The following is a 23,042-nucleotide window of genomic DNA, read 5'->3' as shown; positions in this document are numbered from 1 at the left end:
TTATCCAATGCTGCGTCATAAGTCTCCTTAAATAGCTCGCTATTCGCGTCGACTTATTCCTTGCATTGGATAAAAATACAAGAATGAAATCCGATAACGATTTAATCAGTGCTTCCCTATAGGGGGAAGGCCTTTTTCCCTTACTATTCCTATTGCTATTCCTTGTCAAATCTCGTATAATCAAATTAATATTTCTATTTAGGTTTTTCAGGGAGGATGTATTTTTTTCTCATGGCTTTAGAAGTCGGCAATATCGTAGAAGGTACCATTACCGGTATCGCAAAGTTTGGCGCGTTTGTAGAACTGCCGGATAAGAAGGTGGGTCTGGTTCACATTTCCGAAGTGGCCAATGAATATGTAAATGATGTGAATGATTATCTTAAGGTAAAAGATAAGGTGAAGGTGAAGGTCATTACCATTGATGAAAAAGGCAAGATTGCCCTTTCCATCAAACAGGCCCAGCCTGCTTCGGAAAAGACGGAAAAGAAACAGGACCGCTTCCATCATGACCGGGAGGGACGCCGCGATTTCCATGAAAGAAACGACTTCCACGGCCGGGAAGGACACCGTTCCTTCGAAAGGCGCCAGGAGGAAGGGGAAGGCGAATCCTTCCGCACCGAAAGACCGCAGTATAACCGTTCATTTTCCGGCGGTTTCCGCACAGCCAAAAGAGAGGCGCCTGCTTCTTTTGAAGACAAGCTCAGCCGTTTCCTGAAAGACAGCGATGAAAGACTTCTTGACCTCAAGAGAAATGTGGAGTCCAAGAGAGGCGGCCGGGGCGCAAGACGTTCTGACTGATTGAACAAGGGAGCATTCCGTGCTCCCTTATTATTTTATGAAAGAAGAGGCACATGGTTTGCATTTCTTCTTTTAAAGAGGGGGATATGATGCGTGCGATTATAGATATCGGGACCAATTCAGTCCGTCTTTTGATTGCAGAAAAGGATGAGAAGGAAGAATGGAAGGTGCTGAAGAAGGACCTTCGAAGCACCCGGCTGGGTGAAGGCATGACGGACAAGGCCTTTATCGGCAGGGGGCCCCGGGAAAGGACGCTCCAGGCCATCGAAGAGTTCACCGCCGCTGCCCGTCTGGCAGGGGCTTCTGAAATCTATGCCTACGGTACGTCCATCATGCGGGATGCCGCCAACGGCGGTGAGTTTTCCGATGAAGTCACCGCAGCCACCGGCATTCCGGTGCGGATTCTTTCGGGAAAGGAAGAGGCCTATTACAGTTATATCGGCGCGGCCGGTACGTCCGGTGTAGTGACGTCGGTGGTGGATATCGGCGGCGGTTCCACGGAAATCTGCATGGGCTTCGGCACGGATATAGGCATGCGCCACAGCTTCAAGCTGGGCTGTGTACGCTGCTCCAAGCAGTTTGACACCACCACGCCCAGGGGACTGGCGGAGCTGAAGAAGCACTGCTTCGACCTTTTCCGCCACACCGAGCTTCTCCAGGCTGTGAAAAACGTGAAGCGCTGGATCGGTGTAGGCGGCACAGTCACTTCCCTGGCCTCCATGCTGCAGGAGCTGGAGGTGTATGATACGGCGAAGGTGCAGGATTTCATCATCCATCAGGAAGATGTGAACCGCATGCTGAAAAAGCTTTCCTCCATGTCCTACGATGAAAAATGCCACATGACCGGTCTTATGCCGGAGAGGGCGGACATCATCGTGGCGGGGGTCGCCATTCTGGACAGTCTCATGGAATACTTTGCCCTGCCGGAAATCATGGTCAGCGACAGGGATTTGTCCGAAGGGCTTTTGGATGCAGATATATTAAGACCGGCTGAGGAGTCATGAATCACGAAGCATTCGTAGAAAAGGTTCTTTCCTTTGCCCATGAAAACCATCTGTGGGAGAGGGGAAGCGCCATTCTGGCTGCCGTTTCCGGCGGTCCGGACTCCCTTTCCCTTCTTCTTTTTTTGAAGGAAGTGGAAGAAAGAGAGGGCATCCGCCTGGGCTGCTGCTGCGTGAACCATCACCTGAGAGAAGCGGCGGAGGCGGAAACGGCGTATGTGGAAGAGGTGTGCCGCCGTTTCCATATCCCCTTTTACCGAAGGGACGTGGATGTTCCGGCGGCAAGGAAAGAGGAAAGGGGCTCTGTGGAAACCCTGGCCCGTGCTCTCCGATATGAAGCGCTGGAGGAAACGGCCAAAGACGGAAATTATGGGCGGATTGCCCTGGCCCATCATGAAAATGACCAGGCGGAAACCATTCTTTTCCATTTCCTTCGGGGAAGCGGCGTGAAAGGCCTTTCCGGCATGCAGCCGAAAAGGAATATTTTCATCCGTCCCTTCCTCTGCGTTACAAGAGGGGAAATCGGGGATTTCCTCGCTTCCTTTGACGTGACACCCTGTCATGATGAAACGAATGACATTCCCGACGCCACCAGAAATAAAATCAGGCTCACCCTGCTGCCCAGGCTTCTCCCCTATAATCCTTCCCTGGTGAAAACCCTCACCCACATGGCATCCCTCATGAGGGATGAAGAGGATTTCATGGAGGGAGAAGCGAAGAAGGAAGAAATCTATTTCCAAAGGGCAGGACGCATCCTGGCTTTTCCTCTAAAGCGGTGGAGAGAGCTTCATCCCGCTCTGCAGCGGCGCCTCATCCGTAGGGCGGGAGAGAAGGTGTCGGGCCGCGCCATGGAAGCGGAAGGAACGGAGCGCATGAGGCACCTTGGCCTTGTGGGAAAGACCGGCAGCCGGACCTCTGCCTCCGGTGCGGTCATGGAATTGGCAGGACCCTTTCTCTGCTTCTATGCCGGCAGCTCCAGGGACCCTTCGCTGGGAAGCAGTGAACTGCTCTTCCTTTTTTATAAAAATTGTAAAGAAAAAGAAAAGCCCCTATTGAGGGAAACTGGTATAATAAAAAATAACAATGCGGAAAGACTGACCTGCGGACCCTGGATTCTCACTGTGGAAACCATTTCCAAACCGGTGGAAACAGGAAGAAACCAGTACCTTCTGGATAAGGAAGGCCTGGGGCATCTTGTCCTTCGGACGGCAGTCAGAAAAGACCGCATGGAACCTTCGGGTATGAAGGGGACAAAGGAGGTATTTGATATCCTCCAGGAAAAGGGAATCCCCTCCGCCCTTCGGAGGGATTGGCCTGTTGTGGCCGATGAAAATCATATTTACTGGACCTGTTTCCTCCGGGGAAGCAGGCATGGCCGGGTGACGGAAGGAACGAAATCATTCCTCCTTTTGACACTCACCTTCAGGGATAAGGAGATTGAAGCACAAATATGAAAAATCTGGGAAAAGATATTAAGACCGTACTCATTACGAAAGAACAGATTGAAAAAAGAGTGAAAGAACTGGGCGAGGAAATTACCAGAGACTACGAAGGGAAAGATGTGGTGCTGGTTGGCATCCTGAAAGGAGCCATGCCCTTCCTCTGCGACCTCATGCGTTCCATCGACCTGCCGGTAACCCTGGACACCATGTGCGTTTCCAGTTACGGCAACAGCACCATTTCTTCCGGCCATGTGAATATTAAAAAGGACCTGGATAGGGATATCCGCGGCAAGAACGTCATCGTGGTGGAAGATATCATTGATACGGGCATTACCATGAGCGCCCTGGTGCCACTCCTCAAACAGAGAGGCGCCGCTTCCGTGGAACTGGCCATCTGCCTTAACAAGAAGGAAAGACGGGAAAAAGAAGTGGACGTGAAATACGTGGGCTTCGACATTCCCGATGAATTCATCGTCGGCTACGGCTGCGACTATGCAGAAAAATACAGAAACCTGCCGGACGTATGCGTCCTGGACAGCCGGGTGTATACGAAGGCCTGATTATAGGGATGTTCCCTGCGGGAGCAGGGGGTGCGGCTTTGCCGCAGGTCGTGTAGAAAGGCTGCGAAAAGGGGCCTTTAATATGGATGGGCCCCGGCCTTTGGATTGAAGGCTGCAGGCGCAGCTTCGCTGCGAATCATCATGTTTCTGCCTTTTATACGCCTGCAGACAGGGGGCTGTTCCCGGTTCATGCAGGTGACGGAAACTGGCACAGGTTTATATATAATCCTGTTGCTTAAATTTCCAAAAAATGGTAGAATTAATTACTGATTTAAAAGTCTCAATTTACTTGTCTCTTAGTCAGCGGGGTGGCTAACCGGTCAAATGGGCTTTTATTGCACAGATCATGAGAAGGAGGAATATATTGAATAAATTTATTAAGAATGTGGCACTCTACGTGCTTCTCATCATTATCGCAGTGTCCATATTCAATACATTTGTTCATCCCCAGGAAAAGCATTCGGAAATTACCTACAGTGACTTTATTTCGCAGGTAGAAAAGAAGAATGTTTCATCGGTAGTGATGACAAATAACGCAGTTACCGGGAAAATGAAAGACGGCACTGAATTTGCCACATACATTCCTGACAATGATACCCAGCTCCTCAATAAGCTGAGCGACGGAAACGTGGCCATTACCGCCAAACCGCCGGAACAGCCGGCATGGTGGATGAGCCTTCTCTCCAACCTGCTGCCCATTATCATCCTCATTGCCGTGTGGTTCTGGATGATGAACCAGACCCAGGGCGGCGGCGGACGGGTCATGAGTTTTGGCAAGTCCAGGGCCAAAATGACCGGTGAAGGCCAGGTGCATGTGAACTTCAATGACGTGGCCGGTGAAGATGAAGCGAAGGAAGAACTGTCGGAAGTGGTGGATTTCCTGAAAAATCCGGGACGGTACACCGCCATCGGCGCTAAAATTCCGAAGGGCGTCCTTCTGGTCGGGCCTCCAGGCACAGGCAAGACACTTCTGGCCAAGGCCGTGGCAGGGGAAGCAAAGGTTCCTTTCTTCTCCATTTCCGGTTCCGATTTTGTGGAAATGTTCGTAGGCGTAGGCGCGTCCCGGGTACGCGACCTCTTTGCCCAGGCAAAGAAAAATGCGCCCTGCATTGTATTTATCGATGAAATCGATGCCGTAGGCCGTCAGCGCGGAAGCGGACTGGGCGGCGGACATGATGAACGGGAACAGACACTGAACCAGCTCCTGGTAGAAATGGACGGTTTCGGCTCCAATGAAGGCATCATTACCCTGGCAGCCACCAACCGCCCGGATATCCTGGACCCCGCACTGCTCCGCCCCGGTCGTTTTGACCGCCGCGTGGTGGTAGGCCGTCCGGACCTTCGCGGCCGTATCGCCATTCTCCGTGTCCATGCGAGAAACAAACCGCTGGAACCGGATGTGGACCTGCCCACCATTGCCAAGAAAGTACCGGGCTTCACCGGCGCCGACCTGGCCAACATGCTGAACGAAGCAGCCCTTCTGGCAGCCAGGGACAACAGGAAAACCATTTCCATGTCCGACCTGGAGGAAGCTTCCGAAAAAGTATCCTACGGCCCTGAAAGAAAGAGCCATAAGGTGAGCGATGAAGAAAGAAAGCTCACCGCCTACCATGAATCGGGCCATGCTATCATGGCCACCCTTCTGAAGGATGCGGATCCGGTACATAAAGTCACCATCATCCCCCGCGGACAGGCTGGCGGCTATACCATGATGCTCCCTCATGAAGAACGTTCCTTCATTACCAAATCCCACCTTCTGGCCCAGATTCGCGTAGCACTGGGCGGAAGATGCGCTGAAAAGATTATTTTCAACGAAATCTCCAGCGGCGCTTCCGGCGACCTGCAGCAGGTCACCGCCATCCTCCGCAAGATGATTATGGAATGGGGCATGAGCGACCGCCTGGGACCCATGATTTTCGGTGAACACCAGGAGCAGATTTTCCTGGGCAAGCAGCTGGGATCTGAAAGGAACTACGGCGAAACCGTGGCCACCATTATCGATGAAGAAATGCACAAATACCTGGATGAAGCCTATAACGACACCATGCAGGCACTGACAGACAATCTGCCGGTACTCCACGCCATGGCCAAGGCACTGATGGAAGTAGAAACCATCAACCACACCCAGGTGGAAAACCTCTTCAAGTACCACTCCATCTACGCTCCCGGCGAGGAACCGAAGAAGGACGACACAGACAGCAGCGACTCTCCGCTTCCGCCTATGCCCTCCGACGAAAGTCCCCTGCCTCCGGTGTTTGGAGAATAGGAAATCAATGAAACTGCGAAAGCACTGCCTTTCGCAGTTTTTTATTGTGGCCGTGGGCATGGTACATTATCATTCATGAGAGTAGAAAAACCTTTGCGAACAGTTTCCTATCGTGTTGGAAAACAATGGTGCCATGCCGAGTAGGAAACCCTTCGCGAACAGTTTCCTATCGTAATGAAAGACAATGGTGCCATGCCGGGTAGGAAACCCCTTCGCAAACAGTTTCTTGCCGCGGTGAATACCATTTGTTTCATGTAGAGTAGGAAACCCTTCGCAAACAGTTTCCTATCGTGTTGGAAAACAATGGTGCCATGCCGGGTAGGAAACCCTTCGCGAACAGTTTCCTGCCGCGGTGAAAGACAATGGTGTCATGCCGAGTAGGAAACCCTTCGCGAACAGTTTCCTATCGTGATGAAACACAATGGTGCCATGCCGGGTAGGAAACCCTTTGCGAACAGTTTCCTGTCGCGGTGAAAGACAATGGTGCCATGCCGAGTAGGAAACCCTTCGCAAACAGTTTCCTGCCGCGGTGAAAGACAATGGTGCCATGCCGAGTAGGAAACCCTTCGCGAACAGTTTCCTGTCGCGGTGAAAGACAATGGTGCCATGCCGGGTAGGAAACCATTCTCCCCCTGCAGATTCTCCCCATTTCCTGTATAATAAGGAACGATACAGCAGCATTGAAAACGAAACTTAAGGAGATACCATGAAATTACTGCGTTTGACACTGCAGGGCTTCAAGTCCTTTGCTGATAAAACTACCATAGAATTTGCGGACGGCATGACTGTCATCGTAGGACCCAACGGCTGCGGGAAGAGCAATATTTCCGATGCGGTGCGCTGGGTGCTTGGCGAGCAGAATGTGCGGAACCTTCGGGGACAGAAGGCAGAGGATATTATTTTTTCCGGCTCCGAATCCAGACAGGCGAAGAACGGGGCAGAGGTGACACTGGTGCTGGATAATTCGGCCCATGAACTGCCTCTTGATACCACGGAGGTTTCTATTACCAGAAGGCTCCTTCGCAACGGGGACAGTGATTTCAAAATCAACAAGCGGAGCTGCCGGCTGAAGGATATCCAGGAGCTTCTGGCCAATACGGGCCTGGGACGGGGTTCCCTTGCCATTATCGGACAGAACCGGGTGGACCAGGTACTCACCGCCCGGCCCGACGAGCGACGGCTTATTTTTGAAGACGTGGCAGGCATCAGTCTCTACCGCATGAGGAAGAACGAAGGCCTCCGGAAGCTGGAGAAAACGGCGGAAAATATGGACCGGGTGCAGGACATGGTGGCCCTTCTGGATGAACAGCTTGTCCCATTGAAGGAGGGGGCGGAAAAGGCGAAGGTCTACAAGGAGCTCATGAAAAAGAAAAGGGCCCTCTCCGCTTCCATGACGGTGCTGAAGCTCACTTCCATCGGCCGCATGCTGTCCCGCTATGAAACGGAATACCGAAATCTGGAAGAAGAGGATGTGAAATGGGAAACCGCCCTTTCTTCCTTTGCGGCGGAAAGAGAAAAGCTGGAAAAGCAGGCCCTTGATTTCCAGGAAAACCTTAGAAATCTGGGACAGAAGACCGCGGAGGCCCAGCAGAAAATGGAAGAACTCCGCGGTGATTTCCGGGTGAAGGAGGAAAGCCTTCACCACGGGGAGGAGAAGAAGGGAGAGCTGGCAGCGGCAGAGGAGGACCAGAAGGAAGCGGAAGAAGAGCTGGCAGAAGAAATCAGAAGCGGCGAAGAGGAATACCAAAGCTTTGTGAATGATTTCCGTCAATGGAACGAAAAGAAGGAAAAGGCGGAAGAAGAAAAGAAAACGCTGGAAGAAGCCCTTGCCGTTTCAGAAGCGGCCTATGCGGAAAAGCTCAAAGTGAACAGGCAGAAGATTTCTGAAAAGCAGCGGCTGGAGCAGGAACTTTCCCATGTGGAAGAGGAGCTGCGCCGCCTTGGAGAGGAAAGGGCAGAAGCCCTTTCTTCCCTTGCGGAAAAGAAAAAGCAGCTGGAAGAACTGGAAAAAGAACTGGCCGCTCAGGTGAAAGAAGAAAAGGAATCTGCTCTCCGACTGCAGGAGCTGGAGGAACAGGGGAAAAAGGACAGCCTGCTGCTGAAACAGGAGGAGGACTGCCGCTTTGCCCTGATGAATGAAAAGGGAAAGCGGGAGTCCGCTCTTTCCGCCATCCGGTCAAGAAAGAATTATCTGGAGCGGGCGGAAAAGGAATATGCCGACTTCTCCATGGCCGTGAAAAATATCATGGCCCACCGGGAACTCTTTGGAAATGCTATCCACGGACCTTTGGGTGAACTGGTGCAGGTGCCTGAAAAATATACGGCAGCGGCGGAAGTGGCCCTGGGAAGCCGGATTTCCTGTATCGTCACCGATACCACGGAAGCGGCGGGGAAAATCATCGGCTGGCTGAAGGAGCGGCGTCTGGGAAGAGCCACCTTCTTCCCCCTGGAGTCCATGAAGCCCTCTTCCTACGGCGGCCAGGAACGGGAGGCTGTCGGGGAAAGGGGCATCTGCGGCATTGCGTCGGAACTTCTTACCTGTGACGGCATATACCGGGACCTTCTTACCTCCCTCCTGGGACGGACACTCATTGCGGAAACCCTGGACGATGCCAGGCGGGTGGCCAAGAAATACCGCTACCGTCTCCGCATTGTGACCCTGGACGGGCAGCTGGTCAATGCCGGCGGCTCCATGACCGGCGGTTCCATGAAAAAGACGGAAAATACCTTCTTCGGCAGGAAACAGGAAATCCGCAGGCTGGAAAAAGAGGAAGCAGAAGGCGGCAAGACGCTGGAAGCATGCAAAAAGCAGCTGGAAGAGCAGGGGCATACCTGCGACAGTCTGGCCAGGAAGGTGATGGAGGAAAGGGAGGAATGGCAGTCCCTGAAAGTGAGCCTGGCCTCCCTCACCGCCAGAAGAGAGGGCATGGAAAAGACCCTGGCTGACCAGAAAAAGGCGGCAGGAGAAGAGGAAGAACTGAAGGAAAAGCGGGAAAAGGAACTGGCAGAAGGCGGAGAACGGAAGGTTCGTATTTCCGAAGACATAGAAAAACTGGCGGACATTCCGGAGGTGCTGGAAGACGAGGAAAGCGGCAGGCTGAAAAAGAAACTGGATGAAAAGAATGAAGAAATCCTTGCCATCCACGTGTCCCTCACCAAGGCCCGGGAGTCCCTGTCCTTCGGAGACCGGATGAAGGAAGACCGGGAAAGGGCATTAAAAGAGCAGAAGGCGGACCGAGAAAAGCTGGAAGAAGATAAGAAGGAAAATGAAAGGCTCCTCCGGACCCTGCAGGTGGAAATGGAAAAACTGAAGGAAGATTTCCAAAAAGCAGAGGCCCTGTGGCAGGACTGCAGACAGAATCAGTCCCGCCTGCAGGACGATTCCGATAAATTTGCCATGGAACAGAAAAAACTGGAGGAATCCTGGCGTAAGACCCAGGAGGCGTCCTCCAAAGTGAAACGGGACATGGCGGAACGGCAGGGACGGATTGATAATTTCAAGGCCCAGGAAGAGGAAGAAATGCGTCATCTGGCGGAAAACCACATGACCCGGGCGGAGGCGGAGGCCATCCGCCTTCCCGGCTCCATGCAGGATATGAGAAGGGAAGAGGAAAAACTTTCCGGAAAACTCTCGGAGCTGGGCAGCGTAAATCCAAACGGCGAGGAAGATTACCAGAAGCAGCTGGATAAGCGGAAATTCTATGAAGAGCAGATTGAGGATTTGACGAAAGCCAGAAACGGGCTGGAAACGGTGATTCGAGACATCGACAAGACCATGACAGAGCAGTTCGGCGAAGCCTTCAAACAGATTAACCAAGAATTCGGCCGCATCATGCAGCTCATGTTCCAGGGCGGCAAAGCCAGACTGGAACTCACCGATGAAGCCCATCCGCTGGAGGGCGGCGTGGAAATGTACCTCCAGCTCCCCGGTAAAAAGCGGCAGCCCCTGACACTCATGTCCGGCGGCGAAAGAGCCCTTACAGTCATCGCCCTCCTCATTTCCTTCATGGCCTACCGCCCGGCGCCCTTCTGCTTCGTCGATGAAATCGACGCGGCCCTGGACGATGCCAATGTGGAACGATACAGCCGCATGATTGCAGACTATAAGAAGAAAACCCAATTCATCGTCATTTCCCATAGAAAAAAGACCATGGAATTTGCCGACACCCTGCAGGGCGTCACCATGGCCGAAAAAGGAGTGTCCTCACTTATTACTGTGAAGATGAAGGATTACGTGGAGTAGGGGGATAGTGGGCTAGTGTACTAGTGAGCTAGTGTACTAGTGAGCTGGTGGGCTGGTAGGGCAGCTGTCGGCTGTCCGCCGGCCGCTTACCGTTTTGAGGAACGTCAGACCGGCAGAAGTCAGACATCAGACTTCCCGCATTCAAAATAAATAAAAATGGCGCCTGCCTTTGGGGCGGGCGCCATTTTGTATTGTCTGTATTTTACATGGTGGAAGCCAGGAAGGCCATGAGGATGAGGAGGAGAAGCATCTGCCTGTTGTTTTTACCTCTCACATTGCGGTCTGTAATGTGGACGCCCCAGTTCCACTTGGTATAAAGGGCCATGGCCAGCCAAAGGAGAAGGGACACCACGGTAAGGCGGAAGGTGCCTTCCTGGTCTACTCCCGGCACAAGGCCAAAGTCCACGGATACCATCATGAGAAGGGTGACACACACAAGGCCGCTGGTGAAGTAAAGAAGCCACCGTGGCGCTTCTTTGTATAAAAATTTTTCTTCCGCCGTTGAGGCCTTTCCAAGGAAATAGGACTTGATAAACCAGAGAACGATGAGGACAGCCACGCCGTCAAAGAGATAATTATGTTCCATGCTGCACACTCCTTTTGCATTTCCTTTATTATGGACTATGAAATGGAAAGGGGCAAGGGGAGGGGAAAGTTTCCTGTTCGGCGTGGGACAGATGGGGTTCATAGCGACAGGAAACTGTTGGCGAAAGGTTTCCTATCCGACATGAGAATGATGGAATCCATGACGGCAGGAAACTATTTGCGAAAGGTTTCCTATTCGGCTTGGGGAGTATGGTATACATGGAGACAGGAAACTATACGCAAAGGGTTTCCTATCCGGCGTGAGAAAAATGATATACATAGCGACAGGAAACTGTTTGCGAAAGGTTTCCTATTCGGCGTGGGGGTGTGGTATACATAGCGACAGGAAACTATTCGCAAAAGGTTTCCTATTCGGTATGAGGCGAATGGCGTTCATAGTGACAGGAAACTATTCGAGAAAGGTTTCCTGTCCGACGTGGGACGGATGGTATTCATGCCGGAAGGAAATTATACTTTACGAAATTATATAAAATCGAAAAAGCGTAAAGTAGACTTAACAAAAATCTGGAAATCATGTAATATGTAAAGTGTAGAAAGGAGCGGAGCCTATGATTATTCGCAGAAGATATATTTCCAAGGCAGAGAAGTTTATTGATACGGATTTGGTGAAGGTATTTACTGGAATCCGCCGCTCGGGGAAGACAGTTATCCTGCAGCAGATGGCAGATATCCTGCGGGAAAGAGGAGTGGGCGCTGAGCAGATTCTTATGATTAATCTGGAATCTCTCCGCTATCGAAGGATGGCAGAGGAAGGAAAGCTCTATGATTTCATCATCCATCGGTCGGAGGAGGTGGGAAAGCGGCTTTATATCATGCTTGACGAGGTGCAGGAAATACCGGAGTGGCAGATTCTTGTCAATTCTCTTCGAGTAGATATGGACTGTGATTTATACATTACCGGTTCCAATGCGGCCCTGTTCTCCAGTGAGCTGGCCACCTGTCTGTCCGGAAGATATGTCCGGATAGAGGTGTATCCTTTTACTCTTTCTGAGGCGAAGGAAATGATGAAATCTCTGGGAAAGGAAGTCTCCGATGAAAAGCTGTTCATGGATTATCTGAAATACGGCGGATTTCCCCAGCGTTTTTATCTTCCCGATGAGGAGTCGGTGGAAACTTATCTTCGGGACATTTATGAAGCGGTGGTTATGCGGGACGTGGTTTCAAGGCACAGCATGAAGAATCCTTCCGTGCTGGGAAGGGTGCTGTCCTATGTATTGGATAATGTGGGCAATCCCTTTTCCGCAAGAAAGGTGAGCGGCGCTTTGACTTCTGCCGGTATGAAAATATCGGTTCCTTCGGTTATGAATTATCTGGAATGGCTGAAGGAAGCCTTCATCATACTTCCGGCCAGACGGTACGACCTGATTGGTAAGGAAATCCTTGGCACCATGGAAAAATACTATGCCGTGGATCTGGGCCTGAGAAATATTGCGAAAACCAGTGAAAAAGTGGACAGCAGTAAACTGTATGAAAATATCGTTTATCTGGAAATGAAATCAAGGGGCTATGAGGTGGAAGTAGGGAAATGGGAGAACCGCGAAATTGATTTCATCTGCCGAAAGGGAAAAGAAAAGCTGTATATCCAGGTGGCCTACCTGATTACAGAGGCCGATGAAAAAAGAGAATTTGGGAATCTGGAAGCCATCAGGGATAACTATCCCAAATATGTCATCAGCGGAGGCTTGATGGATCTAAGCCGTAATGGAATCATCCATAAAAATATTATCCGGTTTCTTCTCGACGAGGAATGAATGTGAATCATAGCGGCAGAAAACGGGTGGTGAAAAGTTTCCTACTGGGCATGGGACGAATAGGGGTCACTGCGACAGGAAACTGTATGCGAAGGGTTTCCTGGACGGTGTGGGGAGAATGATATTCATGCCGACAGGGAACTTTACGCTGGGAGATTTCTCGACTCCGCTTCGCTGCGCTCGAAATGACAGGGCGGCATGAGACGGATGTTGTTCATATCGACAGGAAACTGTTTGCGTATGGTTTCCTATCCGACGTGGGACGATGGTATACATAGCGACAGGAAATTGTTTGCGAAAGGTTTCCTGTCCGGCGTGAGAAGAGTGGCATACATAGCGACAGGAAACTGTTTGCGAAAGGTTTCCTATTCGGCGTGAGAAGAATGGTATACATAGCGACAGGAAACTATTCGCGAAGGGTTTTCTGTCCGGCGTTGGAAGAAAGGTATTCATAACGACAGGAAACTGGAGGTGAAAAGTTTCCTGTACGGCATGAGATGGATGTTGTTCATAGCGACAGGAAACTGTTTGCGAAAGGTTTCCTATCCGACGTGGGACGATGGTATACATAGCGACAGGAAACTGTATGCGAAGGGTTTCCTATTCGGCGTGGGACGATGGTATACATAGCGACAGGAAACTATTCGCGAAGGGTTTCCTGTCCGGCGTGGGGAGAATGATATTCATGCCGACAGGCAACTGTTTGCGAAAGGTTTCCTATTCGGCGTGAGAAGAATGGTATACATAGCGACAGGCAACTGTTTGCGAAAGGTTTCCTATATGGCATGAGGCGAATGGCGTTCATAGTGACAAGAAACTATTTGCGAAAGGTTTCCTGTTCGGCGTGGGACGATGGTATACATAGCGACAGAAAGCTATTCGCGAATGGTTTCCTACACGGCATGGGGAGTATGGTATACATAGTGACAGGAAACTATTTGCGAAAGGTTTCCTATTCGGTATGAGAATGATGGGATTCATGCCGATAGGAAACTGTTCGCGAAGGGTTTCCTATTCGACATGAGGAGAATTGCATTCATGCCGACAGGAAACTATTTGTGAAAAGTTTCCTGTACGGCATGAGATGGATGTTGTTCATAGTGACAGGAAACTTTCCCTTCCTGTGCTACAATATAAGAAGATATTGACTATTCGTTACTATTTCATGGTGAGGTGATTTCCATGGTACATAGAAAGATGATGGCTGCGCTGGCGGCGGGGCTTTTGTGTTTTTCTTTTTCTTCCTACGCCAATGAGGGGCCCGATGTGCCGAAGGATGCGGCGGTTCCTTTTACGGCGGCGGTGAAGGAGAATGGAAAGTGGGGCGCTGTGGACGGCAGCGGACGCATGGTGATTCCCGTTTCCTATGATAAGGTGGGCATCAGTCTGTCGGATCCCTATGTGAAGGAGGATGATGTGGACAGTGAGCCCGGCCGGAACGGGCTTGTGGAAGTGGAGCAGAAGGGGCTTCGCGGTTTTTACAGCCGCCAGGGAAAGGTGGTAGTTCCTGTTTCCTATGAAACCCGTTCTGTGTGGAAGGACGGAGCCCTGGCGGTGCAGGGGAAGGATAAGAAAATTTCCTTTTACCGGAAGGACGGTACGAAGATTTCTGATAAAACCTTTGAGCAGGTGTCCGATTTCCAAAATGAAATGGCCATTGTGAAGGCAGACGGAAAGTATGGGTATCTCTCTCTGGACGGGAAGGAAATCGCACCGGTGTACCAGGAGGCCCGGTATTTTGAGGATGGTTTGGCACCGGTACGGAGCAAGGGACGCTGGGGCGTCATCGATAAAGAGGGTCATGAAGTGGTGGCGCCTCATTACAAGGACGTGGGCCCTTCCTATAGCGACGGCCTTTTGGCGGTGGAGGATAATCAGAACCACTGGGGCTTTATCGATGGCAAGGGCCAAGAGGTGGTGCCTCCTGTCTACAAATCGGTGGTGCCCGTATTCAGCGAGCATATGACCGCCGTAGAGGACGGAAGCAAGCTGTGGGGGTTCATGGACAGTGAAGGCCATGTGACTGCCACGCCGCAGTTCAAGGCGGTGCTTACTCCCTTTTCCGAAGGTCTGGCAGGGGTAAAGACCATCGACGGCAACGGTTATGCCAAGCCCGACGGCACCATTGCCTTCATGGCGGAATTTGACAAGCTCTATCCCTTTGAAAACGGCATGGCGGAAGTCCGCACCGGCGAGGTGGGGGAGACGGCTGTGATGCGCCGATTCCCGGTAACCATCGGCATCGGCTGGGGCTGGGGACACTGGTATCACCACCATCATCATTACCATCATCCCTTCGGCTGGGGCATCGGCTTCCCGGTGTGGGATCCCTGGTATTATGATTATGAAACGGTGCCCACCATCCGGGTGCAGCGGGGCTACATCAACAGCAGCGGCAAGGTTATTGCCAGCCCATCCAACGACAGGGTATTCAAGCTGGGTGAAAAGGGTATCCTTATCCGCAACAACGGCAAGTACGGCTGGGTGAACAAGGAAGGCACCTTCATTGCCCACACGGTATACATGGGCCTTCTGCCTTTCGAAGATGACAATGTACTTCTGGCTCAGAATGACAGCAAGAAATGGGGCATTCTTTCCATGGATGACGGCAGCACCCTGGTACCCTTTTCCTATGATTCCTTCTATTTCATAGGAAACGGAATCTACGGGTACAAGGTGAAAGACCGGTGGGGCCTGATTTCCAGAGAAGGCACCATCATCACAGAACCGCTCTTCCGCGCCGTGGCTAAGGGAGGAGAAGGCCTTATCCCGCTGAAGACGAAGGATGGATGGAAATTTATTGATTCTGAAGGCAAAGACCGTATTACCTTCAAAGAAGAAGCCTCCGACGTCACACCTTTCCAGGATGGAAGGGCAGGCGTGAAAATCAAAGGTAAGTGGGGCCTCATCGACACCACAGGACAATTCGTGGCACAGCCTGTGTACGACGATTTGGATATTTTGTGATTTATATATAACCGGCCGGCATGTTCCCTGGATGTGCCGGCTTTTTTGCTGGGAAAGTTTCCTATTGATATGATTACCGTTTGTTTCATGTCGGATGGGAAACCCTTCGCGAATAGTTTCCTGCCGTCATGGATTCCACATTCTCATGTCGGATGGGAAACCCTTCGCAGACAGTTTCCTGCCGCTATGCATACCATTCGTCCCACGTCGAGCAGGAAACCCTTTGCAAATAGTTTCCTGCCGTTATGCATACCATTCGTCCCACGTCGAGCAGGAAACCCTTCGCAAACAGTTTCCTGCCATTATGAATACCATTCGTCCCATGTCGAGTAGGAACCCCTTCGCAAACAGTTTTCTGCCGCTATGCATACCATTCGTCCTATGTCGAGTAGAAAACCCTTCGCAGACAGTTTCCTGCCATTATGCATACCATTCGTCCCATGTCGAATAGGAAACCTTTCGCGAATAGTTTCCTGCCGTCATGGATTCCATCATTCCCATGTCGAATAGGAAACCTTTCGCGAACAGTTTCCTGCCGTCATGGGTTCCATCATTCCCATGTCGAATAGGAAACCCTTCGCAGACAGTTTCCTGCCGCTATGCATACCATTTGTTTCTCCGCACCCTCCCTTCCACCATGTGCTATAATATTCCTCATCAGGAGGTACATGATGAAAGAACATAGTCAGCTCGCGGCAAAGGGCGCCCTGGTTCTGGCGGTGGTTTTCCTTTTCGGCGGCTTTTACCTGGCGGACCCGGGTGCTTTTTATGAAATATGGAATCTTCTCAAAAGGGGAGAGATTCTGGAAATTGCAGCCTATATCCATTCCTTTGGGAAAGGGGCGGCGGTGTTTGCCTTTGTGCTTACTGCCGTCATGAATGCGGTGGGATTTCCGCCGGCCATGATTTTCTCCACGGCCTGCACGTTGATTTTCGGCATTGTGCCGGGTATCCTTCTTGCCTGGACAGCGGAGACCGTGGGCGCCGGCATCAGCTTTATCTTTTTCCGCACCTTCCTTCGGGATTCGGCGGAAAAGCTGATTTCCGGAAACAGGAAGCTCCAGGAATGGGATGAGAAGAGCCGGAAGAGTGGCTTCCGTGTCATGCTCATAGCCCGGGTGATTCCCTATTTCCCTGCGGCAGCGCTGAATGCCTTCGGTGCCCTGTCGAAAATGAGTTTCCGGGATTACCTGCTGGCGTCGTTTATCGGGAAATTTCCTGCCACCGCTATCGAAGCCCTCATTGGCCACGATACGGTGACCATCCACCAGAATCCCATGCGCCTTGGCGTTGTGATTGGGATTTCCATCCTTTTATATGTCATCTTTTTTATTTGGGACAAAAGAAATCGGAAAGTGAGTGAAGAGTAATGGATAAAAATGAGGAAGAAAAGCTGGACCGGCTTTTTGATTTCTTTCGTGAAATCGACAGGGAAAAGCTCATCACCCGCCAGACCTATGTGACGGGAGCGGTGCGCATGGAAAATGATGCGGAACATGCCTGGCACATGGCGGTCATGGCCATCATGCTTTCGGGATACAGCAATAAGAAAATCGATGTGCTGAAAACGGTGTCCATGCTGCTGATTCATGACCTGGTGGAAATCTATGCCGGTGATACCTACGCCTATGCCGGCGTGAGCAAAGAGGAGCAGCATGAAAGGGAAGCAGAAAGCGCAGACCGCCTTTTCGGCATGATTCCGGAGGAAGGAAAGAGGCTCCGGGCCCTGTGGGATGAATTCGAAAAGGCGGACACGCCGGAAGCCCGCTTTGCCCACACCATGGATAATATCCAGCCCATGATGCTGAACGACTACACCGGCGGAAAAGCCTGGAAGGAGCACGGCGTCCACCTTTCCCAGATTCTAAAAAGAAATGAGCATACGGCAGAGGGATCGGAAATCCTTTGGGAATACGCAAAGAAAAAAATCGTGGAACCCCATGTGGGGAAGGAGATTAAGGAGTAAAGACCGCTTACCGCTGTCGGCTTTCCGCTTACTGCTTGATTCTTCCTGTCTGCCACTGTCACCCTTTGCCTTCGGCTTAGGTTGACAGGTGAGGGGAAAGGGAAGTACATAACGCAGTCTGATATCGGATTTCTAATTTCTATCGTCTAATCCACGCCCCTATCCTCCGTCGCCTGCGGAGCCCCCTTCCTGGGGAAGGGGCTATAACACTACGATACGTGCCGAACTGTCATTTCGAGCGCAGCGAAGCGAAGCCCCGAAATCTCCCCGCACCATGCTGTTCCATCCCAATGGCCTCACCGCATAGAACGTAACGCAAGGCTCCTTCCTCACGGTGGAAATTCTGCATAGGATTGCCAAGTTCGGGCGAAGTAAGGCGCCTAGCCTGCCCATAAGGGCGCTTTCCTTTTGCCGCCCGAACGTAAGGAGCTGGGCGGAGCCCTGAGGATAGGTCCGAATTATTTTAGCGAAAGAACTGACGCCCCTATCCTCCGGCTCCTTCCCGCCGACTGGTATTTACTACCGATTGACTCATATGCTTCGAGTCCCGAGATCCTTCGCTGTCGCTCAGGATGACAGGTGGGAGGCGGGAAGGGAAGCACGTAACGCAGTCTAACATCTATCGTCTATCGTCTAACCCACGCCCCTATCCTCCGTCGCCTGCGGCGCCACCCGCTGGCCGGGCTTTAAGGTGTTCGCTTTGTGTGCAGGCTATGCTCACATATTAGCCCGGCTCAGAAGTCCTCTGCAGGACTTCTGCCTAGGGAAGGGGGCTCCAGTCCTCCGTCATGCAGCACTTGTGACACAAAGGTAAATTCCGTAACGCTGATTTCATACTCATCGCCGTAGGCGATACCTTCCCCCTTTGAACCTTCTGAACCTTCTGAACCCGGGCGGCAGGCCTGTCAAATCGAACCCTCCGGCCAAAGGCCGGTCAATCTTATTAACCTTTTCCACCCCCCCCTTTACAACACCCCTCATATTTGCTAGAATGTTTCCATAACTACGGTGATGATGAAAAGGAGTACGCACACTCAGCGAGCCGGTGATGGTGGGAGACCGGCAGGATGCGGAAGGCGTTTCGGAGCTGCTGCCTGAACGGAGTAGGGCTGCTATGAATGAAGGCGGGCCATTGGCCAATGAGGGTGGAACCGCGGGTCAGGTATCCCTGTAACTCGTCCCTGTAACTTATCTGTTACAGGGATTTTTATATTGTTTTTAGGAGGACATATGACATTTCAGCAGATTGTTTTAGCACTCCAGAAATTCTGGTCGAAGCAGGGCTGCGTGCTTGGCGAAGCTTACGACACGGAAAAGGGCGCAGGCACCATGAATCCTGCCACCTTCCTGCGCGTTATCGGACCGGAGCCTTGGAATGTGGCTTATGTGGAACCATCCCGCCGTCCGGACGACGGACGCTACGGCGAAAACCCGAACCGTTTGTACCAGCATCATCAGTTCCAGGTGATTATGAAACCGTCTCCCAACAACATCCAGGAGACCTATCTGGAATCTTTGAAGGAACTGGGCATTGACCCGGAGGAACATGATATCCGTTTCGTAGAGGATAACTGGGAATCCCCAACCCTGGGGGCCTGGGGTATCGGTTGGGAAGTATGGCTGGACGGCATGGAAATCACCCAGTTCACCTATTTCCAGCAGGTCGGCGGTATTGATGAACATCCGGTGGCTGTAGAAATCACCTACGGCCTGGAACGCATCGCCATGTATATCCAGGAAAAGGACAATGTGTACGACCTGGAATGGACCGACGGCGTCACCTACGGCGATATCTGGCATGAAAATGAATATGAACAGTCCGTATACAGCTACGAGCTGTCGGACCATGATATGCTTTTCAAGCTCTTTGATATGTACGAAGCAGAAGCAAAGCGGGTCGTGAAAGCGGGCATGGTGCTTCCGGCTTATGATTACGTGCTGAAATGCTCCCATTCCTTTAACCTTCTGGACGCTGCCGGCGCCATTTCCCTGTCTGAAAGGACGGAATACATTGCCCGGGTGAGAAACCTGGCAAGAATGTGTGCCAAAGCCTGGCTGAAGAAGAGAAAAGAACTGGGATTCCCCATGCTGAAAGGAAGTGAAGGAAAATGAGTAAGAATCTTCTTTTGGAAATCGGAACAGAAGAAATGCCTGCCAACATTATGGCCGGCGTGGTGGAACAGCTGAAAGAACTGTGCCGTGCAAAGTTTGAAGAAAATCGTATTTCCTTCAATGAAATCAAAATTTACGCCACCCCAAGACGTCTGGCCGTTCTTGTAAAGGATGCGGCAGACCGCCAGCCGGATGAAGAAGTGAAGAAGAGAGGCCCCTCCATTAAGGCTGCCTTTGATGAAAACGGCAACCCCACCCGCGCTGCCCAGGGCTTTGCAAGAGGACAGCATATCGACCCGTCGGAACTGGTAAAGGAAGGGGACTACACCTGGGCCCATGTGGTGAACCAGGGCAGGGCAGTGGAAGACGTGCTGCCGGATCTTTTCCTCTCCCTCATTACAGGCCTGAATTTCACAAGAAGCATGCGCTGGGCTGATGAAGAAGCCCATTTCATCCGTCCTGTACGGTGGATTGTGGCGCTGGCAGATGACAAGGTGATTCCGGTGGAATTCGCCCATGTGAAGAGCGGCCGCGTGAGCCGGGGCCATCGGTTCCTCTGCAAGGAACCGGTGACCATCGAAAGGCCGGAGGATTATAAGGAAACCATGAGAAAGGCCTTCGTCATTGTGGACCAGGATGAAAGACGGGACCTGATTAAAAAGGGACTTCTGGAAACCGCAGAAAAACTGGGGGGCCGTGTATGGCACAATGCAGACCTTCTGGAAGAAATCAACTATCTGGTGGAATATCCCACTCCTCTCTACGGCAAAATTGATGATGAATTCCTGAAACTCCCGGTACCGGCTGTGGTTACCCCTATGCGTGACCATCAGAGGTACTATCCGGTAAGAAATGAAGACGGCAGCCTCATGCCCTATTTCCTCACCGTCAGAAACGGCGGCACCAAGGCCCTGGAAAACGTACAGCACGGCAATGAAAAGGTGCTCCGCGCCCGTCTGGACGATGCGAAATTCTTCTTTGAAAACGACCGGAAGAAGACACTGGAAGGCCACCGTGATGACCTCACCCGCATTAACTACCAGGAAGGTATGGGGGATATGCGGGATAAGGCTGACCGCCTGCAGAAACTGACCGCTTTCATTGGCGGCGACTGGCATTTCAGTGATGAAGAAATGAAGGATGCCGACCGGGCAGCTTTCCTGTCCAAATCCGACCTGGCCACCGGTATGGTCACTGAATTTACGGAACTCCAGGGTGAAATGGGTAAGGAATACGCCCTGCTGGATGGAGAAAAGCCGGAAGTGGCAGAGGCGATTTTCGAACAGTACATGCCCCGCTTTGCCGGCGACATCCTGCCGAAGGAATCTATCGGCCGTGCCCTTTCCCTGGCTGATAAGCTGGACAACCTGGCTGCTACCTTCCTTAGAGGACTCATTCCTACGGGCTCCCAGGATCCCTTCGCCCTCCGCCGCCAGACCATCGGCGCCGTGAATATCCTGACCGACGGTAAAATCCATTGGGACATCCGCCGCGGTATTGAAAAGGCACTGGAACTCCTGCCGGGCAATAAGGAAACCAAGGATAAGGTGCTCTCCCAGGTAGAAGATTTCTTCCGCCAGCGCATCCGCGCCATCCTTCTGGACAGCGGCATTGCATACGACATCATCGACGCCGTCCTGGCAGGCCCGGTAGATGATATTTACGCTATCTTCCTGAAGGCGGAAGCCATGAAGAACAGCGGCCTGAAGGAAGAAACGGACCTCCGTCAGGCAGTCACCCGTCTTGCCAATATTACCAAAGGCAAGACCGGCGGCAAAGTGGATCCGGCTCTCTTTGAGGAAGACGCAGAAAAGAACCTGGAAAAAGCCCTTGGTAAAGCAAAGGCTTCCGTGGAACCGCTGTATAAGGAATACCGCTACGCCGACGCCCTTCCATACTTGAAAGAACTGACCGCGCCCATCAATGATTATCTGGACAACGTCATGGTCATGGTGAAAGACGAGAACGTCAAGAACAACCGCATTTCCCAGCTTCTGGAAACTCTCTCCTTCTTTGACGCCTGGGGCGACTTCAGCAAACTGGTGTAATCGCTGATATATGGAAAATCCTCCAAAGTAAACTTTGGGGGATTTTTTTGTTAGACGATAGAGGGTAGAAGATAGATGATAGATGATAGAAGATAGGGGATAGGGGATAGAGGGTAGAGGATAGAAGGTAGAAGGTAGAAGGTAGAAGGTAGAAGGTAGAAGATAGACGATAGATGATAGACAAAAGACTTCAGGATTCCCGCATCCCCACTGGTCCTTTTTGTTTTTGCTCTTCGTCATGCAGCACCGGTGATATAAAAGTAAGACCCGTAACTCAGGCTCCTTCCGATGGAAGGAGCTGGGCGGAGCCCTGAGGAACACTGAAGGAGACTGCATACTTCGTTGTCCGGCGCCGCCTTTCCTCTCTGAACCCTCCGAACCCGGGCCGCGAAGCGGTTTATAAACAATATCGAAAATCGCTTGACTATTTCAAAAATATTCGATATAATACAGACAGAACGAATCGAGAAATATCGTTAAAGAATTTATCTCATATATTTCCTATATTTCCAAGTAAAGGAGAAATAACCATGTTTAAATTACCGGAATTACCGTATGCCTACAATGCCCTTGAACCTGTGATGGATGAAGCTACCCTTCATTTCCACCATGACAAGCACCATGCCACCTACACGACCAATCTGAATAAGGCCCTGGAATCTCATCCGGAGCTGGCAGATAAGTCCATTCGCTATCTCATCGGCCACCTGAACCTTCTTCCTGAAGATATCCGGGGCGCCGTAAGAAACAATGGCGGCGGCTATTTCAACCATGCCCTCTTCTGGGACATGATGGCACCGGAAGGAAGCACTTCCTTTGCCGGCCCGGTGGCTGAAAAAATCAAGGAAGACTTCGGCTCCTTTGAAGAATTCAAGAAGAAATTTGCAGCAGCTGCTGTATCCCAGTTTGGAAGCGGCTGGGCATGGCTTGTGTACCATGACGGACATCTGGAAGTTCTTTCCACTGCCAACCAGGACAATCCTTTGACGGAAGGAAAGAAACCGCTCCTGGCGCTGGACGTATGGGAACATGCCTACTATCTCCAGTACCAGAACCGCAGACCGGACTTCGTGGAAAACTTCTTCCGCATTATCAACTGGGACTATGTGAATGAACTGTATGAAGATGCAGTGAGCGCAAAGAAATGCGGCGCTAAATAATTTCAAAACGGCATCATAAAAGCCTGCCCTTTCGGGGCAGGTTTTTTGTCTATAGAAAACCCCCGGTTAGACCGGGGGTTCCAAAAAGCTTTAGCGATGAGTCTTTAATGGTTTATAAAAAC

14 protein-coding genes are annotated in these 23,042 nt (G+C 51.5%); 13 read left to right on the top strand and 1 reads right to left on the bottom strand.

The genetic code is table 11. The features are described from left to right. Positions 1-231: 231 nt before the first annotated feature. The 6 genes from QZQ29_RS04600 to smc all read left to right on the top strand — a co-directional run bounded on the left by QZQ29_RS04600 (position 232) and on the right by smc (position 10,310). Positions 232-798 carry a S1 RNA-binding domain-containing protein gene (locus QZQ29_RS04600; RefSeq protein WP_296960318.1) on the top strand — a complete coding sequence of 189 codons (567 nt, stop codon included), beginning with the start codon at positions 232-234 and terminating at the stop codon, positions 796-798. Positions 799-884: 86 nt separating this feature from the next. Then, a complete protein-coding gene (locus tag QZQ29_RS04595; RefSeq protein WP_296960315.1) occupies positions 885-1,802 on the top strand; it encodes a Ppx/GppA phosphatase family protein in 918 nt (305 codons plus the stop codon). After that, on the top strand, positions 1,799-3,253 hold the full coding sequence (tilS, locus tag QZQ29_RS04590; RefSeq protein ID WP_296960312.1) for a tRNA lysidine(34) synthetase TilS: 1,455 nt from the start codon (positions 1,799-1,801) through the stop codon (positions 3,251-3,253). Before QZQ29_RS04595 ends, tilS begins: the two co-directional genes overlap by 4 nt. Continuing rightward, a complete protein-coding gene (gene hpt / locus QZQ29_RS04585) occupies positions 3,250-3,801 on the top strand; it encodes a hypoxanthine phosphoribosyltransferase (RefSeq protein WP_296960309.1) in 552 nt (183 codons plus the stop codon). The genes tilS and hpt overlap by 4 nt, the downstream gene beginning before the upstream one ends. A 364-nt stretch (positions 3,802-4,165) precedes the next feature. Then, positions 4,166-6,067, top strand: a complete 1,902-nt coding sequence (ftsH, locus tag QZQ29_RS04580; RefSeq protein ID WP_296960307.1) for an ATP-dependent zinc metalloprotease FtsH — start codon at positions 4,166-4,168, stop codon at positions 6,065-6,067. Between the two features lie 706 nt (positions 6,068-6,773). Then, positions 6,774-10,310, top strand: coding sequence for a chromosome segregation protein SMC (gene smc / locus QZQ29_RS04575; RefSeq protein ID WP_296960304.1), 3,537 nt, complete (start codon positions 6,774-6,776; stop codon positions 10,308-10,310). Positions 10,311-10,512: 202 nt separating this feature from the next. On the opposite strand, the gene QZQ29_RS04570 is transcribed toward smc, so the two are convergent. Continuing rightward, complete coding sequence (locus QZQ29_RS04570; protein WP_296960301.1) at positions 10,513-10,896, bottom strand: hypothetical protein; 384 nt, start codon at positions 10,894-10,896, stop codon at positions 10,513-10,515. 568 nt (positions 10,897-11,464) lie between these two features. Between QZQ29_RS04570 and QZQ29_RS04565 the strand changes: the two genes are divergently transcribed. The 7 genes from QZQ29_RS04565 (at position 11,465) to QZQ29_RS04535 (ending at position 22,920) form a co-directional block, all read left to right on the top strand. Beyond that, on the top strand, positions 11,465-12,667 hold the full coding sequence (locus QZQ29_RS04565) for an ATP-binding protein (protein ID WP_296960299.1): 1,203 nt from the start codon (positions 11,465-11,467) through the stop codon (positions 12,665-12,667). 1,182 nt (positions 12,668-13,849) lie between these two features. After that, a complete protein-coding gene (locus QZQ29_RS04560) occupies positions 13,850-15,634 on the top strand; it encodes a WG repeat-containing protein (protein WP_296960296.1) in 1,785 nt (594 codons plus the stop codon). 668 nt (positions 15,635-16,302) lie between these two features. Beyond that, the gene (locus tag QZQ29_RS04555) at positions 16,303-17,004 is read left to right on the top strand and encodes a TVP38/TMEM64 family protein (RefSeq protein ID WP_296960293.1); all 702 of its coding nucleotides are present in this window, start codon (positions 16,303-16,305) and stop codon (positions 17,002-17,004) included. Beyond that, positions 17,004-17,600 (top strand): HD domain-containing protein, encoded by a 597-nt coding sequence (locus tag QZQ29_RS04550; protein WP_296960290.1) that lies wholly within the window; start codon positions 17,004-17,006, stop codon positions 17,598-17,600. The genes QZQ29_RS04555 and QZQ29_RS04550 overlap by 1 nt, the downstream gene beginning before the upstream one ends. A 1,230-nt stretch (positions 17,601-18,830) precedes the next feature. Continuing rightward, a complete protein-coding gene (gene glyQ / locus QZQ29_RS04545) occupies positions 18,831-19,712 on the top strand; it encodes a glycine--tRNA ligase subunit alpha (RefSeq protein WP_296960287.1) in 882 nt (293 codons plus the stop codon). Then, on the top strand, positions 19,709-21,760 hold the full coding sequence (glyS, locus tag QZQ29_RS04540; protein WP_296960285.1) for a glycine--tRNA ligase subunit beta: 2,052 nt from the start codon (positions 19,709-19,711) through the stop codon (positions 21,758-21,760). The genes glyQ and glyS overlap by 4 nt, the downstream gene beginning before the upstream one ends. A 530-nt stretch (positions 21,761-22,290) precedes the next feature. After that, the gene (locus QZQ29_RS04535) at positions 22,291-22,920 is read left to right on the top strand and encodes a superoxide dismutase (protein ID WP_296960282.1); all 630 of its coding nucleotides are present in this window, start codon (positions 22,291-22,293) and stop codon (positions 22,918-22,920) included. The last annotated feature ends 122 nt before the right edge of the window (positions 22,921-23,042 follow it).

The sequence above is a fragment of the uncultured Dialister sp. genome (assembly GCF_900538805.1).
In the GTDB taxonomy this organism is placed as follows: domain Bacteria; phylum Bacillota; class Negativicutes; order Veillonellales; family Dialisteraceae; genus Dialister.
The sequence above is the reverse complement of the archived record's forward strand: the minus strand, read 5'-3'. Positions and strand labels throughout refer to the sequence as shown.

Bases quoted from the DNA above. Each gene is read 5' to 3' on its own strand.
- QZQ29_RS04550 (WP_296960290.1), top strand. From the start codon at position 17,004: ATGGATAAAAATGAGGAAGAAAAGCTGGACCGGCTTTTTGATTTCTTT.
- smc (WP_296960304.1), top strand. From the start codon at position 6,774: ATGAAATTACTGCGTTTGACACTGCAGGGCTTCAAGTCCTTTGCTGAT.
- QZQ29_RS04570 (WP_296960301.1), bottom strand. From the start codon at position 10,896: ATGGAACATAATTATCTCTTTGACGGCGTGGCTGTCCTCATCGTTCTC.
- QZQ29_RS04595 (WP_296960315.1), top strand. From the start codon at position 885: ATGATGCGTGCGATTATAGATATCGGGACCAATTCAGTCCGTCTTTTG.
- QZQ29_RS04565 (WP_296960299.1), top strand. From the start codon at position 11,465: ATGATTATTCGCAGAAGATATATTTCCAAGGCAGAGAAGTTTATTGAT.
- glyQ (WP_296960287.1), top strand. From the start codon at position 18,831: ATGACATTTCAGCAGATTGTTTTAGCACTCCAGAAATTCTGGTCGAAG.
- QZQ29_RS04555 (WP_296960293.1), top strand. From the start codon at position 16,303: ATGATGAAAGAACATAGTCAGCTCGCGGCAAAGGGCGCCCTGGTTCTG.
- tilS (WP_296960312.1), top strand. From the start codon at position 1,799: ATGAATCACGAAGCATTCGTAGAAAAGGTTCTTTCCTTTGCCCATGAA.
- QZQ29_RS04600 (WP_296960318.1), top strand. From the start codon at position 232: ATGGCTTTAGAAGTCGGCAATATCGTAGAAGGTACCATTACCGGTATC.
- QZQ29_RS04535 (WP_296960282.1), top strand. From the start codon at position 22,291: ATGTTTAAATTACCGGAATTACCGTATGCCTACAATGCCCTTGAACCT.
- QZQ29_RS04560 (WP_296960296.1), top strand. From the start codon at position 13,850: ATGGTACATAGAAAGATGATGGCTGCGCTGGCGGCGGGGCTTTTGTGT.
- hpt (WP_296960309.1), top strand. From the start codon at position 3,250: ATGAAAAATCTGGGAAAAGATATTAAGACCGTACTCATTACGAAAGAA.
- glyS (WP_296960285.1), top strand. From the start codon at position 19,709: ATGAGTAAGAATCTTCTTTTGGAAATCGGAACAGAAGAAATGCCTGCC.